This window comes from Burkholderia sp. AU30198 (genome assembly GCF_020419825.1).
Lineage (GTDB): Bacteria > Pseudomonadota > Gammaproteobacteria > Burkholderiales > Burkholderiaceae > Burkholderia.
Genome location: NZ_JAIZSA010000009.1, coordinates 180402 through 194874, shown reverse-complemented (window position 1 = coordinate 194874; position 14473 = coordinate 180402). Strand labels below are relative to the sequence as shown.

Sequence of the window (14473 nt, the reverse complement as noted above, 5' to 3'; positions counted from 1 at the left end):
CTCTACGAGGAATCGAATACATGGCTAACGTCTACGACAAACTCAAGTCGCTCGGTATCGAGCTCCCGACCGCCGGCGCACCGGCCGCCGCCTACGTGATGAGCGCGCAAACCGGCAACACGGTCTTCCTGTCGGGCCACATCGCGAAGAAGGACGGCAAGGTCTGGGCCGGCAAGCTCGGCGCCGATCTCACGACGGAAGACGGCAAGGCCGCCGCCCGCTCGATCGCGATCGACCTGCTCGCGACGCTGCACGCGCACACCGGCGACCTGAACAAGGTCACGCGTATCGTCAAGCTGATGAGCCTCGTCAACTCGACGCTCGACTTCACCGAACAGCACGTCGTGACGAACGGCGCGTCGGAACTGATCGCGGAAGTGTTCGGCGACGCAGGCAAGCACGCACGTTCGGCATTCGGCGTCGCTCAGATCCCGCTCGGCGCGTGCGTCGAGATCGAACTGATCGCCGAAGTCGCCTGACGGGCACATCGCGATGTCCAGTCGTCTCGTCCGCTTCAAGCAGGTCGACGTGTTCACGGCGGTGCCGTTCAAGGGCAATGCGCTCGCCGTGGTGTTCGACGCCGACGCGCTCGGCGACGACGACATGCTCGCGATCGCCCGCTGGACGAACCTGTCGGAAACGACGTTCGTCTGCACGCCGACCGATCCGGAAGCCGACTACCGCGTCCGGATCTTCACGACGGAGGGCGAACTGCCGTTCGCCGGCCACCCGACGCTGGGCACTGCGCATGCGTTCCTCGAACGCGGCGCGCAGCCGCGCACGCCGGGCCGGCTGATCCAGCAGTGCGGGGTCGGCCGGGTCGTGCTGCGCGAGCAGGCCGACGGCTGGGCGTTCGCCGCGCCGCCGGCACGCGTCACGCCGCTCGATCGTTCGGACTACGCGGCGCTGGCTGCCGCGTTGCGCAGCGACGCGATCGACCTGGAAGCCGAGCCGTGCGCGGTCGACAACGGCGCGCCGTGGCTGGTCGTGCGGCTGAAGTCGGCCGATGCTTGCATCGGCCTGACACCCGATCCGGCCGCGCTGGAGGCGCTCACGCACCGCTACGGCACCGACGGCCTCGCGGTCTACGCGCCGCACGCCGAAGGCGGCCCCGCGACGTTCGAAATCCGCTGCCTGATGACGGGCGGCAACTTCGGCTTCGGCGAGGATCCGGTCACCGGCAGTGCAAACGCCGCGCTCGCCGGGCTGCTGACGCGGCAGGAACGCCGCCCCGGCCAGTCGTATACGGCCCGCCAGGGGACGGCGATCGGCCGTGACGGCCGCATCTTCGTCAGCTACGACGAAGACGGCACCACGTGGATCGGCGGCCATGTCGTCACCGTCGTCGACGGCACCTTCCTGTCCCCCGCGTAACATTTCGCGATGTGCGATGGCGCCGGCCCGTCCGGCGCCCCCTACGATTCGCCCAACTATCGCAAAAGCGTTCCAGCCAGTAATATCGGGCCTAATCCGTTGTTTCGGAGGTCTGTCCATGGTTGCGTGTCCCGCGAACGAACAGACGCCGGGACAACCCGAACCCTAGACGGCCATCCAGACGGATGGCGCACGCGAGCAGGACGCCACCCTCTTCGATGAGCTCCGCCCGGTCCAACCACACGCCGCCGACCCGGCCGCTACGCGCGCCGCGCAAATCGCGCCGGCGTGCGCTATTTGCGATCCCGCTGCTCGGGATGCTGGCGCTTGCGCTGCTGTGGGCCGTGATCATCGCGCGTCTGTCGGTGGAAAAGGACAGCGCGTACAAGGAAGCGGCCGCTTCCGCGGCGATCCTGTCCTCCGCGCTCGAGCAGCACACGGTCAAGGCGATCCACCAGGTCGACCAGATCACCCGCTTCGTCAAGTTCGAATTCGAGAAGTCGCCCGCGCGCTTCAACCTCGCCAGCGCCGTCGAGAAAGGCGTCGTGCCGAGCGACACGCTGATCCAGGTGTCGCTCGTCAACGCGAAGGGCATCCTGTTCGCGAACACAGCCGAGCTGCATCCGCAGCCGATCAACCTGTCAGACCGCGAGCACTTCAAGGTCCACCTCGCGCACAACGACGACCGCCTGTTCATCAGCAAGCCCGTCCTCGGCCGCGTGTCGAGCCACTGGACGCTGCAGATGACGCGCCGCCTGAACAACCCGGACGGCAGCTTCGCGGGCATCGTCGTCGTGTCGGAAGACCCGAGCTACTTCACCAACGATTTCTACAACAACGCGGCGATCGGCAAGGAAGGCGTGATCGCGGTCGTGTCCGATACGGGCGCCGTGCTCGCGCGGCGCACCGGCTCGGTCAGCAACGCGCCCGGCGCGTTTTCGGCGTCGGGCGTCTACCCGATCGCCGAGCGCGTGACGGGCACGATCATCGACCCGATCGACGGCGTGACGCGCATCGTGTCGTACCGCCACCTCGACGGCTACCCGCTCGCGGTGATGGTCGGGCTGTCGCAAACCGAGGAATTCGCAGACTACTACCATACGCGCAACGTCTACCTGCTGATGACGAGCTTCATCACGCTCGCGATGCTCGCGTTCTTCGGCGTCGCAACGGGCCTGATCGGCAAGCTGCTCGGCCGCGAGCGCGAAATGACGCAGCTCGCCGAATACGACCTGCTGACGGGCCTCGCGAACCGCTATGCGACGCTGCGCGGGCTGCGCAACGACGTGGCGATGCCGGCGAGCCTGTCGCGGCTCGGGCTGCTGTTCATCGATCTCGACAACTTCAAGACCGTCAACGACACGCTCGGCCACAACGCCGGCGACATCGTGCTGCAGATGACCGCGTCGCGCCTGTCCGATGCGGTCGGCGACGAAGGCTCGCTCGCGCGCATCGGCGGCGACGAGTTCGTCGTGGTGATGAAGGGCGACGACGTCGAGCGGCGCGCGGTGCGGCTCGCAGAAGCGATCATCCGGATGTTCGGCGAGCCGTTCGACGTGCGCGGCAGTTCGTTCGTGCTGCATGCGAGCATCGGCATCGCGCTGCACACCGTCGCGAACGAAAGCGAGATCGACCTGCTGAAGAAGGCCGATCTCGCGATGTACAGCGCGAAGGACGCCGGCAAGAACTGCTACCAGTTCTACGCGCCGCACCTGTCGCACCGCGCCGACCACCTGATGCGCTGGGAACAGCAATTGCGCGTCGCGCTCGCCGAGGAGCAGTTGTTCCTCGCGTACCAGCCGAAGATCGACCTCACCCACCGCACCATCACCGGCTTCGAGGCACTCGCGCGCTGGGATCACCCCGAGCACGGGATCATCTCCGCGAACGAATTCATTTCGATCGCCGAATCGACCGGCCTGATCGTGCCGATCGGCGACTTCGTGATCCGCACCGCATGCGAGCAGATCGCGCGCTGGCGCGACGAGGGCCACGACACGCTGACGCTCGCGGTCAACATCTCGCCGGTGCAGTTCTGGCGCGGCGACCTGATCGAGACGATCTCGCGCACGCTGCAGGAAACCGGCATCGACGCGAGCCGCCTCGAAATCGAGATCACCGAAACCGCGATGATGGAGTATCCGGAACTCGTGTCCGAGAAGATCGTCGCGCTGAAGAAGCTCGGCATCCGGATCGCACTCGACGATTTCGGCACCGGCTATTCATCGCTGTCGTACCTGCACCGCTTCTCGGTCGACACGCTGAAGGTCGACCGCTCGTTCGTGCAGGCCATCCCGAACGATCGCAGCGTGTGCGTGATGGTGTCGTCGATCGTGCATCTCGCGCGCTCGCTCGGCCTGACCGTCGTCGTCGAAGGCACGGAAACCGAGGAACAGATCACGTGGCTGTCCGCGCTCGGCGAGATCGAGGCACAGGGCTTCCTGTTCTCGCGACCGGTGCCGGCCGACGCGATTCCCGCGCTGATCGCACGCTTCGGCGTGCGCGCCGAACCGCCGAACGTGATCGCGCATCGCGCGACCGGCAGCACGGGCGCTTGAGCGCACCGTGGCCGTGGCGCGGATTGCGCGCGCCGTCATTGTTTCGTTTTCCGATCTGATCGTTTAGTTCATGAACTAGCGTTTCCGCGCATGGCAGTGTCACCGTGCGCGGCGGACAATCGGGAGGGCCAACGTGTCGGCGGGCCGCCGGCATGGTTACACGCGAGAGATCGGGCACCGTGCCCACATTACCAACATGACAACCGCCGAAATTGAAGCGACCGCTGATGTCGATCAGGCACAGGCTTCCCTGTGGGACCTGTTCAAGGTCGTCGCCAGCATTTCGGCGGTCTCGTGGGGCGGGCTGTCGATGATGGCGCAGCTCGAACGCCACTACGTGGAACGGCTGCGGCGCATCGAGCCTCACGTATTCGGCGATCTCGTCGCGCTGGCCTGGCTCGTGCCGGGCCCCGTCGGCTGCAACGTCGCGGTACAGGTCGGCCAGATCCTGCACGGCCGCATCGGCGCATGGGTCGCCGGCATCGCGAGCGTGCTGCCGTTCTCCATCCTGATGACGCTGTTCGCGATCTTCTATCGCACGCCGCTCGTGCGCTCGCTGGCCGCGCCGATGCTGATCAATCACTTCGGGATGGTGCTCGCCGCGCTGATCGGCGTCACGTGGTTCAAGCAGTTTCGCTCGCTCGCGCGCACACGGCGCGAACAGCTGATCGCCGCGCTGTCGACGATTCTGCTCGGTTTCGCGCATAATCCGGCCGCCTTCGTCGGGATTCTTTTCGCTGCATTCGCGGCGGGCTGGCTGACAGGGCCGCCGCAACGCGATGCGGTCGATGTCACGCTGTCGGCGCGCGACCGCAACCTGCTCGTGCTGCTCGGCGTGCTCGTCACGCTGTTCGCGGTGCCACTGCCCGGCGACTATCAGGCGACGCTGCTGTGGCCACGCCTCGCCGGCGCCGGCATGACACTGTTCGGCGGCGGCTTTTCCGCGCTGCCCGTGCTCAAGACGCTGTTCGTCACGCCGGCAACGGGCATCTCCGATCACGATTTCACGCTTGCGTTCGCGCTGTCGCCCGTCGCTCCCGGGCCGCTGCTGAACGTCGTGCCGTTTCTCGGCTACCTGACCGACGGCTGGGTCGGCGCACTGCTCGCGACGGCCGCGCTGTTCATTCCGTCGGGTTGTCTCGTCGTGTTTGCGCAGAACCACCTGTTCCGGCTCAAGCGCCACTCACGCTTCGAACACGGGATGCGCCTGCTGCGCGCGGCGACCACGGGTTTTCTCGTCGTCGCCGTCGTGAGGATCCTGCATCGCGAGCCGGCCGACCCCGTTTACTGGCTGACGGGCGCCTTCGCGACGCTGTGCTTCGCGCGCTTCAAGGTGCCCGTCTATGCCGTGTACGGCACCGTCGCGGCTGCGTGCGGCGTGTGGCTGTGGGCCGCCGCGCGCTGACCGGCGACGGCCGCCGCCCCGCCAGCCGCTGCCGGCATTCGCTCATCTCGTCCGTCCTCAACCTGCCTGCACCGCAACCCGGCGTGCCATCCAGCGAGCGCGCAGCGCGTCGTATGCGAGATTGAAGCAGAACGTGTAAGGCAGGAAGAACAGCACGATGCCGAGGTCGAGCAGCAGCGCCTCGACGAGGCTCACGTTCAGCCACCACGCGGCAACCGGCACCACCATTGCGACGAGGCCGAGCTCGAACATGACTGCATGCGCGATCCGCATGCCGAGCGTGCGCTTCAATCCCGCCCGCCGCTCGAAGCGGTCGAACAGCGTGTTGAACGCCATGTTCCACGCCATCGCGATCAGCGACACCATCACCGTCAGCACGCCGACATGCGACACCGGCATGTCGAGCAGCCACGCGCCGATCGGCGCGCACAGCGCGATCGCGATCAGCTCGAACGTCAGTGCATGCAGCAGCCGTTCCGTCACCGTTTTGTTGATCTGTTTCATGATTCCCTCCGATTCGTCTACTTCGTTCATGGCCGCCATTTTGATCGGCACAACCGTATGAATCCAGTTTGATATCATCGGTTTTTCCGATACAACGCCGCCAGGAGTGCTGCATGCGCCACGCCCCCGAAGCCCTGCTCGCCTTCGCCGAAGCCGCGCTGCTCGGCTCGTTTACGGCCGCCGCGCGCAAGCTCGGCAAGCGCCAGTCGACCGTGTCGGAGGCGATCGCGAACCTCGAGATCGATCTCGGCGTGCAGTTGTTCGACCGCTCGACGCGCGCGCCGACGCTGACCGATGCCGGGCGCGCCCTGCTGCCGCAGGTGCAGCGTGCGCTCGAGGCAGGCGCGGCGATCGATCGCACGGCCGCGCGGCTCGCGCGTGGCGAGGAAGCGCGGCTGACGCTCGTCGTGTCCGATACGTACCAGTCGAAGCGTTACGAGGAAACGTTGATGGCGCTCGAACGGCGCTTTCCGGCGCTCGAGCTCGAGTGCCAGATCGCCGAGCACGAGGACGTGCTCGACCTTATCCAGCAAGGGCGCGCGCAACTCGGGCTGATGGCCGCGCGCGCGGCCTACCCGGCCGATATCGGCGCGGCGACGATCGCGGAGGAATCGGAGATCGGGCTGTTCGTCGGCCGCACGCACCCGCTCGCTGAATACGGCGACGCCGACGTGCCGCACACCGCGCTGCGCGACGTGCGCGAACTGCGCCTCAATACCTATGTGAAAACGGAAGGCCGCGGCGCCGACGACCGGATCGTCGTCGGCACGCAGCACTGGCTGGCACCGAGCTACCTGATGCTGCTGGAGATGGCCGTACTGGGATTCGGCTGGGCCGAACTGCCGCGCTGGATGGTCGACCACTTTGCGCGCGATCGGCTGTGCGAACTGCGTGCGCGCGGCTGGCCGCGCCGCGTGCGGGTCGATGCGGTCTGGTCGCGCAACCGGCCGCTCGGCCCGGTCGGCTCATGGCTGCTCGACGCGATGCTGGCCGCTTAGCGGCGTTTGCCGACGCACCGGCGGCTACGCGCCGGCGGCCGGCTCCGGTCGATCAGAAACCGCGCGACAGCACCGCCGCGCCGATCGTGACGACGCCGAGCACGAGGTTCACGAGGACGAGCAGGCGCACCGTATTCACCGCGCGCGCGCCATCCGGCCACTTCTGCGCCTGCACAGCACGGCGAATGCGCGGGAACAGCGCGAAGCGGATATGCCCGAAGATCAGCATCATCACGACGCCGAGCCCGGCCATCGCGTGCAGCGACCACGTCGCGTGCGCGCCGCCGAATTCCACCAGCAGGAAGCCGCCGGACAGCAGGATCACGATCACGGAACCCGAAACCCAGTTGAAGAAGCGGCCGAACACGCCTTCGATCAGCGGCAACCGAAGCTGCGGCGACAGGTCGGACAGCGCCGGACGCAGGCAGAAGTTGGCGAAGACCATCCCGCCCACCCACACGGCGACGGCCAGCAGATGAAGAAACAGCGCGACGGAGACAGCATGGGACATGACGGCGATCCTGTGAGGAGTGGGGTGCGGCGAACGGCCGCGTCGCACGCGGCATCGAGCGACGTTCGACCGGATTGTCGCTGCGCGGTTCAGACCCCAGGCGCGATTTCACACTATTTTGCAAGTTCCGCGTGACAGCGCCACACTTGCTTACCCGAATCCCCGCTCCAAAAAGAAAAGGCCGCACGTCCGCCGAAGCGGAGGTGCGGCCTTCGATCGCGGCCGAACCGGACGATCGATCGTGCCCGCGTCAGCCGAGCAGCGGACGCAGTTCGCTGACGACCTTGAGCTTCGTCTCCGGCGCGCGGCCCTTGCGCGCGCGCTTGCCGATGTGTGGTGCGAGCGCCGCGTACGACAGCGTCTCGTCCATCGCCTTGCCGCCGCGGCCCGTGCCGATCAGCACGACGCCGGCCGGATCGATCGCGAGCGCCTGCACGAGCGTTTCCTTGTCGTCGAGCGCCATCAGGATCACGCCGCGACCGCCGCCGGACAGCGTCTTCATCTCGTCCATGCCGAACACCAGCAGGCGGCCGCCGCTCGACAGGCAGGCAACCTGCTTCGCGTTCGGCAGCACGGGCATCGGCGCGAGCGGCACCGCGCCCGCGTCGATCGTCATGAACGCCTTGCCGGCCTTCACGCGGCTCACCATGTCGCCGACCTTCGCGAGGAAGCCGAAGCCGTTGCTCGACGCGAGCAGCAGTTGCTGGTCGGCCGGCGCCGCGTAATAGTGCATCAGGTGCGAGCCCGATTCGAGCTCGATCAGCGACGTGACCGGCACGCCGTCGCCGCGCCCGCCCGGCAGCACCGACACGTCGACCGAGTACACGCGGCCGCTGCTGCCCCACGCGATCAGACGATCCGGCGTGCGGCACTGGAACGCCGCGTACAGATGATCGCCGGCCTTGAACGAGAAGCTGGCCGGGTCGAGCCCGTGGCCCTTCAGCGCACGCACCCAGCCCTTCTGCGACACGACCACCGTCACCGGCTCGTCGACCACCTTCGCCTCGAAGGTCGCGCGCTTTTCCTGCTGGATCAGCGTGCGGCGATCGTCGCCGTACTGCTTCGCGTCGGCCTCGATCTCCTTGATCATCAGCCGCTTCATCGCGCTTTCGTTCGCGAGCAGTTCCTCGAGCTTCGCCTTTTCGTCGCGCAGCGCTTCGAGTTCCTTCTCGATCTTGATCTTCTCGAGCCGCGCGAGCTGGCGCAGCCGGATTTCGAGAATGTCTTCCGCCTGCCGTTCGCTGAGGCCGAACGCGCTCATCAGTGCGGCCTTCGGCTCATCCGACTCGCGGATGATGCGGATCACCTCGTCGATGTTCAGGAAGACGATCATCCGCCCTTCGAGGATGTGGATGCGGTCGTCGACCTTCGCGAGACGATGGCGGCACCGGCGCGTCATCGTCAGCTGGCGGAACTTCACCCATTCGTCGAGGATCGTCAGCAGGCCCTTCTGGCCCGGCCGGCCGTCGGCGCCGATCATCACGAGGTTCAGCGTCGCGTTCGATTCGAGGCTCGTGTACGCGAGCAGCGTGTTCACGAATTCCGTCTGGTCGATCGTGCGCGACTTCGGCTCGAACACGAGCCGCACCGCCGCTTCCTTGCCCGACTCGTCGCGCACCGCGTCGAGCAGGTCGAGCATCGCCTTCTTCGTGTTGAGCTGCTCGGGCGTCAGCGTCTTCTTGCCGAGCTTGAGCTTCGGGTTCGTCAGTTCCTCGATTTCCTCGAGCACCTTCTGGCCCGACGCGTTCGGCGGCAGCTCGGTGACGACCAGCTGCCACTGGCCGCGTGCGAGATCCTCGATCTTCCAGCGCGCACGCACCTTCAGGCTGCCGCGGCCGGTTTCATAGGCCGCCGCGATTTCCGCGTCGCTCGAGATGATCTGGCCGCCGCCCGGGAAATCCGGGCCGGGGATCAGGTTCATCAGTTCCGCGTGCGTGAGCTTCGGATTGCGGATCAGCGAGACCGCCGCCGCTGCGACTTCACGCAGGTTGTGCGACGGAATTTCGGTCGCAAGACCGACCGCGATGCCCGACGCGCCGTTCAGCAGCACGAACGGCATGCGGCTTGGCAGCGTCTTCGGCTCCTCGAACGAGCCGTCGTAGTTCGGCATGAAGTCGACCGTGCCCTGGTCGATCTCGTCGAGCAGCAGCTTCGCGATCGGCGTGAGGCGGGCTTCCGTGTAACGCATTGCCGCCGCGCCGTCGCCGTCGCGCGAGCCGAAGTTGCCCTGCCCGTCGATCAGCGGGTAGCGCAGCGAGAAATCCTGCGCGAGACGCACCAGTGCGTCGTACGCCGACTGGTCGCCGTGCGGGTGGTATTTACCGAGCACGTCGCCGACCACGCGCGCCGATTTCACCGGCTTCGCGTCGGGGCCGAGGCCCATTTCGTTCATCGCGAACAGGATCCGGCGCTGCACCGGCTTCTGGCCGTCGCACACGTCAGGCAGCGCGCGGCTCTTCACGACGCTGACCGCGTAGCTGAGATACGCCTGCTCCGCGTAGTTGCCGAGCGTCAGCGCTTCGGCGTCCGGTGCATCGGGGCCGGCGAAGAGATCGGAAGTGTTGTCGTCCATCTGAATTCCGTATTCGTAAGTGGCGTGAGGCCGGGCCGGGGGTCATGCCCGGCCGCGCAGGTGTTCGGCTTAGATGTCCGCTTCGACGTCGTTGCCCTTTTCCTCGAGCCAGCCGCGCCGCGCGGCTGCCTCGCCCTTGCCCATCAGCATCGTCATGCGTGCGACGGTCGCCTCGTAGTCGAGCTCGCCGAGCTTCACCGGCATCAAGCGGCGCGTGTCGGGGTTCATCGTCGTATCCCACAGCTGCTCGGCGCTCATTTCGCCGAGGCCCTTGAAGCGGCTGATGCTCCATTGCGTCTCGCGCACGCCGTCCTTGCGCAGCTTGTCGAGGATCGCCTCGAGTTCGCCGTCGTCGAGTGCATAGAGCTTCTGCGCGGCCTTCTTGCCGCGCGCGGGCGCGTCGACGCGGAACAACGGCGGGCGTGCGACGCACACATGGCCGCGCTCGATCAGTTGCGGGAAATGCTTGAAGAACAGCGTGAGCAGCAGCACCTGGATGTGCGAGCCGTCGACGTCCGCGTCCGACAGGATGCAGATCTTGCCGTAGCGCAGGTTCGACAGGTCGACGCTTTCATCGGGGCTGTGCGGATCGACGCCGATCGCGACCGAGATGTCGTGCACCTCGTTGTTCGCGAACAGGCGGTCGCGCTCGGTTTCCCACGTGTTCAGCACCTTGCCGCGCAGCGGCAGGATCGCCTGGTATTCCTTGTCGCGGCCCATCTTCGCGGAGCCGCCCGCCGAGTCGCCCTCGACGAGGAACAGTTCGTTGCGCGCGATATCTTCCGTCTCGCAGTCGGTCAGCTTGCCGGGCAGCACCGCGACGCCCGAGCTCTTGCGCTTCTCGACCTTCTGGCCGGCGCGCGTACGCGCCTGCGCCTGCTTGATCACGAGTTCGGCGAGCTTCTTGCCGTGCTCGACGTGCTGGTTCAGCCACAGCTCTAGCGCAGGACGCGAGAACGACGACACGAGCTTCACCGCGTCGCGGCTGTTCAGGCGCTCCTTGATCTGCCCCTGGAACTGCGGATCGAGCACCTTCGCGGACAGCACGAACGACACGCGCGCGAACACGTCTTCCGCGAGCAGCTTCACGCCCTTCGGCTGCAGGTTGTGCAGTTCGACGAAGCTTTTCACTGCCTGGTAGAGACCGTCGCGCAGGCCGGATTCATGCGTGCCGCCGGCCGGCGTCGGGATCAGGTTCACGTACGACTCGCGCACGAGCGAGCCTTCCTCGCTCCATGCGACGACCCACGACGCGCCCTCGCCTTCGGCGAAGGTATCGTCGCCCGAACGCGAATCGGCGAAACGCTCGCCTTCGAACAGCGGGATCAGCAGCTCGCTGCCGTTCATTTCGTCGAGCAGGTAGCCGCGCAGGCCGTCTTCATATTTCCACGTCTGGCGCTCGCCCGACTTCTCGTTGACGAGCACGACCTCGACGCCCGGCAGCAGCACGGCCTTCGAGCGCAGCAGGCGCTGCAGCTCGCCGAGCGGCAGGTTCGGCGAATCGAAATACTTCGGGTTCGGCCACACTTGCACGCGCGTGCCAGATTTCTTCTCGCCGCGGCCCGCGCCCTGCGTCGCGAGCGGCTTCACCACGTCGCCTTCGGCAAAGCCGAGCTCCGCGATCTTGCCGTCGCGCCAGACCGTCACGTCGAGGCGCGTGGCCAGCGCGTTCGTCACCGACACGCCGACGCCGTGCAAGCCGCCGGAGAACGTGTAGGCGCCGCCGGCGGCCTTGTCGAACTTGCCGCCCGCGTGCAGGCGCGTGAATACGATCTCGACGACCGGCACGCCCTCTTCCGGGTGCATGCCGAACGGGATGCCGCGACCGTCGTCCTCGACCGATACCGACTGGTCGGCGTGCAGCGTGACCGTGATCTGCTTGCCGTAGCCGCCGAGCGCCTCGTCGGACGCGTTGTCGATGACTTCCTGGATGATGTGCAGCGGATTCTCGGTACGGGTGTACATGCCGGGCCGCTGCTTGACTGGCTCGAGACCCTTGAGCACCTTGATCGATGCTTCGCTATAGGCCGCGCTGGGTTTCTTCGTTGACATAGGCGCTGAATTTCGTCATTCATCGGGACGTTGTCCACACCTCGTGTGGATAACGTCGTGGACAAAACGTTGAGTTCCGTAAAAAAGCGAATCGAAACAACGGTGTGCTTGGACTGCTCCGAAAGCGGGCGCGCGGCGTGCGCTGCGCTGCCCGGGACGCGCGGTATTTTACTGGTTCCGCGTGGCACGCCAATCGCTCAATCGCGCGCAGCGGCCGCCGGCCGCGCGACGCGTCATGCGTTTCATGCAGGCTTGCGCTTCGCCTCGAGCGTTTCCCACCGTTCGAGCGCTTCGAGCAATTCGTCGTCGATCGCCGCGAACCGCTCGGTCAGGCGCGTGCCTTCCTGCGGATCCTTCGCGAAAATCGAGCCGTCTTCGAGCTGCGCATTGATCGTCTTCTGCTCCTCTTCGAGCGCGGCGATCTTCTCCGGCAGCGAATCGAGCTCGCGCTGCTCGTTGAACGACAGCTTCACCGTACGTTGCGTGTTGCGGCCCGCGGCGCTTTTCGCCGGCTCGTCCTTGACCGGCGCCGCGTCCTTGACCGCGCGCTTCGCGGCTTCCTGCTGCGCGAGCTGATCCGCGCGCGCGCTCTGGATCTGCCAGTCGCTGAAGCCGCCCACGTATTCTCGCCACTTGCCGTCGCCCTCGGCCGCGATCACCGACGTCACGACGTTGTCGAGGAACGCGCGATCGTGGCTGACGAGCAGCACCGTGCCGTCGTAGTCGGCCAGCAGCTCCTCGAGCAGTTCGAGCGTCTGGATGTCGAGGTCGTTGGTCGGTTCGTCGAGCACCAGCACGTTGGCCGGACGCGCGAACAGGCGCGCGAGCAGCAGCCGGTTGCGCTCGCCGCCCGACAGCGACTTCACCGGCGAACGCGCGCGTTCCGGCGCGAACAGGAAATCGCCAAGATAGCTCATCACGTGCTTGCGCACGCCGCCGATCTCGACCCATTCGCTGCCGGGGCTGATGGTATCCGCGAGGCTCTTTTCCTGGTCGAGCTGCGCACGCATCTGGTCGAAATACGCGACCTGCAGGTTGGTGCCGATGCGCACCGTGCCTTCGTCGGGCTTCAGTTCGCCGAGAATCAGCTTGAGCAGCGTCGTCTTGCCGGCGCCGTTCGGGCCGATGAAGCCGATCTTGTCGCCGCGCATCACCGTCGACGAGAAGCGATCGACGACCGCGCGGCCGCCATAGCGCTTCGTCACGTCGGTCAGCTCCGCGACGATCTTGCCGGACTTCTCGCCCTGCGCGACATCCAGCTTCACGTTGCCCAGCGTGTTGCGACGCTCCGCGCGCTCGTTGCGCATCTGCACGAGCCGCGCGATGCGGCCGACGCTACGCGTGCGGCGCGCTTCGACGCCCTTGCGGATCCACACTTCTTCCTGCGCGAGCAGCTTGTCGAACTTCTCGTTTTCCACGCGCTCGATTTCGAGCTGCTGCGCCTTGCGCGTCTGGTACGCGGAGAAATTGCCCGGGTACGACAGCAGCCGGCCGCGGTCGAGATCGACGATGCGCGTTGCGACGCGGTCGAGGAACGCGCGATCGTGGGTGATGAACAGCAGGCCCGCGCGCTGCGCGACCAGCAGTTCTTCCAGCCAGCGGATACCGTCGAAGTCGAGGTGGTTGGTCGGTTCGTCGAGCAGCAGCACGTCGGGCTGCAGCACCAGCGCGCGCGCCAGCGCGACACGCTTCTGCATCCCGCCCGACAGCGCGTCGACGGGCGCGTCGACGTCCGCCAGGCCGATCTGCGCGAGCGTCATCGACACGCGCGTGCGCCAGCTCCACGCGTCGTGCGCATCGAGCGACGACTGCAGCACGTTCATCCGCGCGAGCAGCGCATCGTGCTCGGCGCCTTCGGGTATATCCGCGAGGCGGTGCGCGATCGAATCGTATTCTTCGAGCAGTTCGCGCGTGTGCGCGAGCCCCGACGCAACCGCGTCGAACACCGTCGCGCCTGGCTCGAATTCGGGCTCCTGCGGCACGTAGACGGTCACGAGTTCCTGCTGGCGCGTGACCAGCCCGTCGTCGGGCTTCGCGAGCCCGGCGACGATCTTCAGCAGCGACGATTTGCCCGCGCCGTTGCGGCCGATCAGGCCGACGCGCTCGCCGGCTTCCAGCGAGAAATCCGCGTGATCGAGCAACGCGACGTGACCGAACGCGAGCTGCGCGCCGGAAATGGAATAGAGCGACATGGGGAGACGGCGAAGAGAGAAATCGGAAGCGCCCATTGTACCGGTCGCGAGCGGCGTCACCGGTATGGCCGAACGGATAAGGCCGGCAAACGGGTTGAGAGGCGGGTTGAACCGTGCTTATAGCGGCAGGGAGGCGGCGTCCATCGAAGCGCTTCGACGCGATGCGATGGCACACCGGGTGCGCCCGGCTTCCGGTAGCGGACGCCGGGCGCGAGTTCTGGGCAAAAGGCCCGCGTCGGCCGGATGCCTGCGGCCGGCCGATCGACCATTTCGCGCCGGACGCCTCGGGCGCCCGTACGCGACACGG

General features: G+C 66.7%; 10 protein-coding genes. 5 read left to right on the top strand and 5 right to left on the bottom strand.

Annotated elements, in window-relative coordinates; all coding sequences use genetic code 11:
* Window positions 1-20: 20 nt before the first annotated feature.
* The 4 genes from LGN19_RS20870 to LGN19_RS20855 all read left to right on the top strand — a co-directional run bounded on the left by LGN19_RS20870 (window position 21) and on the right by LGN19_RS20855 (window position 5337).
* A complete protein-coding gene (locus tag LGN19_RS20870; RefSeq protein ID WP_122945975.1) occupies window positions 21-479 on the top strand; it encodes a RidA family protein in 459 nt (152 codons plus the stop codon).
* Between the two features lie 13 nt (window positions 480-492).
* Entirely contained in the window at window positions 493-1374 is an 882-nt protein-coding gene (locus LGN19_RS20865) for a PhzF family phenazine biosynthesis protein (protein ID WP_226216896.1), read from the top strand.
* 218 nt (window positions 1375-1592) lie between these two features.
* Window positions 1593-3932 carry an EAL domain-containing protein gene (locus LGN19_RS20860; RefSeq protein ID WP_226216894.1) on the top strand — a complete coding sequence of 780 codons (2340 nt, stop codon included), beginning with the start codon at window positions 1593-1595 and terminating at the stop codon, window positions 3930-3932.
* A gap of 196 nt (window positions 3933-4128) precedes the next feature.
* Window positions 4129-5337, top strand: a complete 1209-nt coding sequence (locus LGN19_RS20855) for a chromate transporter (protein WP_226216892.1) — start codon at window positions 4129-4131, stop codon at window positions 5335-5337.
* A gap of 57 nt (window positions 5338-5394) precedes the next feature.
* On the opposite strand, the gene LGN19_RS20850 is transcribed toward LGN19_RS20855, so the two are convergent.
* Window positions 5395-5841, bottom strand: a complete 447-nt coding sequence (locus LGN19_RS20850) for a multidrug/biocide efflux PACE transporter (RefSeq protein ID WP_043189079.1) — start codon at window positions 5839-5841, stop codon at window positions 5395-5397.
* 113 nt (window positions 5842-5954) lie between these two features.
* Here LGN19_RS20850 and LGN19_RS20845 point away from each other — a divergent pair, with 113 nt between their 5' ends.
* On the top strand, window positions 5955-6839 hold the full coding sequence (locus tag LGN19_RS20845; protein ID WP_122945979.1) for a LysR family transcriptional regulator: 885 nt from the start codon (window positions 5955-5957) through the stop codon (window positions 6837-6839).
* A 52-nt stretch (window positions 6840-6891) separates the two neighbouring features.
* Here LGN19_RS20845 and LGN19_RS20840 read toward each other — a convergent pair whose 3' ends face one another.
* The 4 genes from LGN19_RS20840 to LGN19_RS20825 all read right to left on the bottom strand — a co-directional run bounded on the left by LGN19_RS20840 (window position 6892) and on the right by LGN19_RS20825 (window position 14202).
* Window positions 6892-7350 carry a CopD family protein gene (locus LGN19_RS20840; protein ID WP_085041971.1) on the bottom strand — a complete coding sequence of 153 codons (459 nt, stop codon included), beginning with the start codon at window positions 7348-7350 and terminating at the stop codon, window positions 6892-6894.
* A 250-nt stretch (window positions 7351-7600) separates the two neighbouring features.
* Window positions 7601-9922, bottom strand: coding sequence for a DNA topoisomerase IV subunit A (parC, locus tag LGN19_RS20835; protein ID WP_226216890.1), 2322 nt, complete (start codon window positions 9920-9922; stop codon window positions 7601-7603).
* Between the two features lie 69 nt (window positions 9923-9991).
* A complete protein-coding gene (locus LGN19_RS20830; protein WP_011352819.1) occupies window positions 9992-11974 on the bottom strand; it encodes a DNA topoisomerase IV subunit B in 1983 nt (660 codons plus the stop codon).
* 242 nt (window positions 11975-12216) lie between these two features.
* Window positions 12217-14202 carry an ATP-binding cassette domain-containing protein gene (locus LGN19_RS20825; RefSeq protein ID WP_175222869.1) on the bottom strand — a complete coding sequence of 662 codons (1986 nt, stop codon included), beginning with the start codon at window positions 14200-14202 and terminating at the stop codon, window positions 12217-12219.
* Between the last annotated feature and the right edge of the window lie 271 nt (window positions 14203-14473).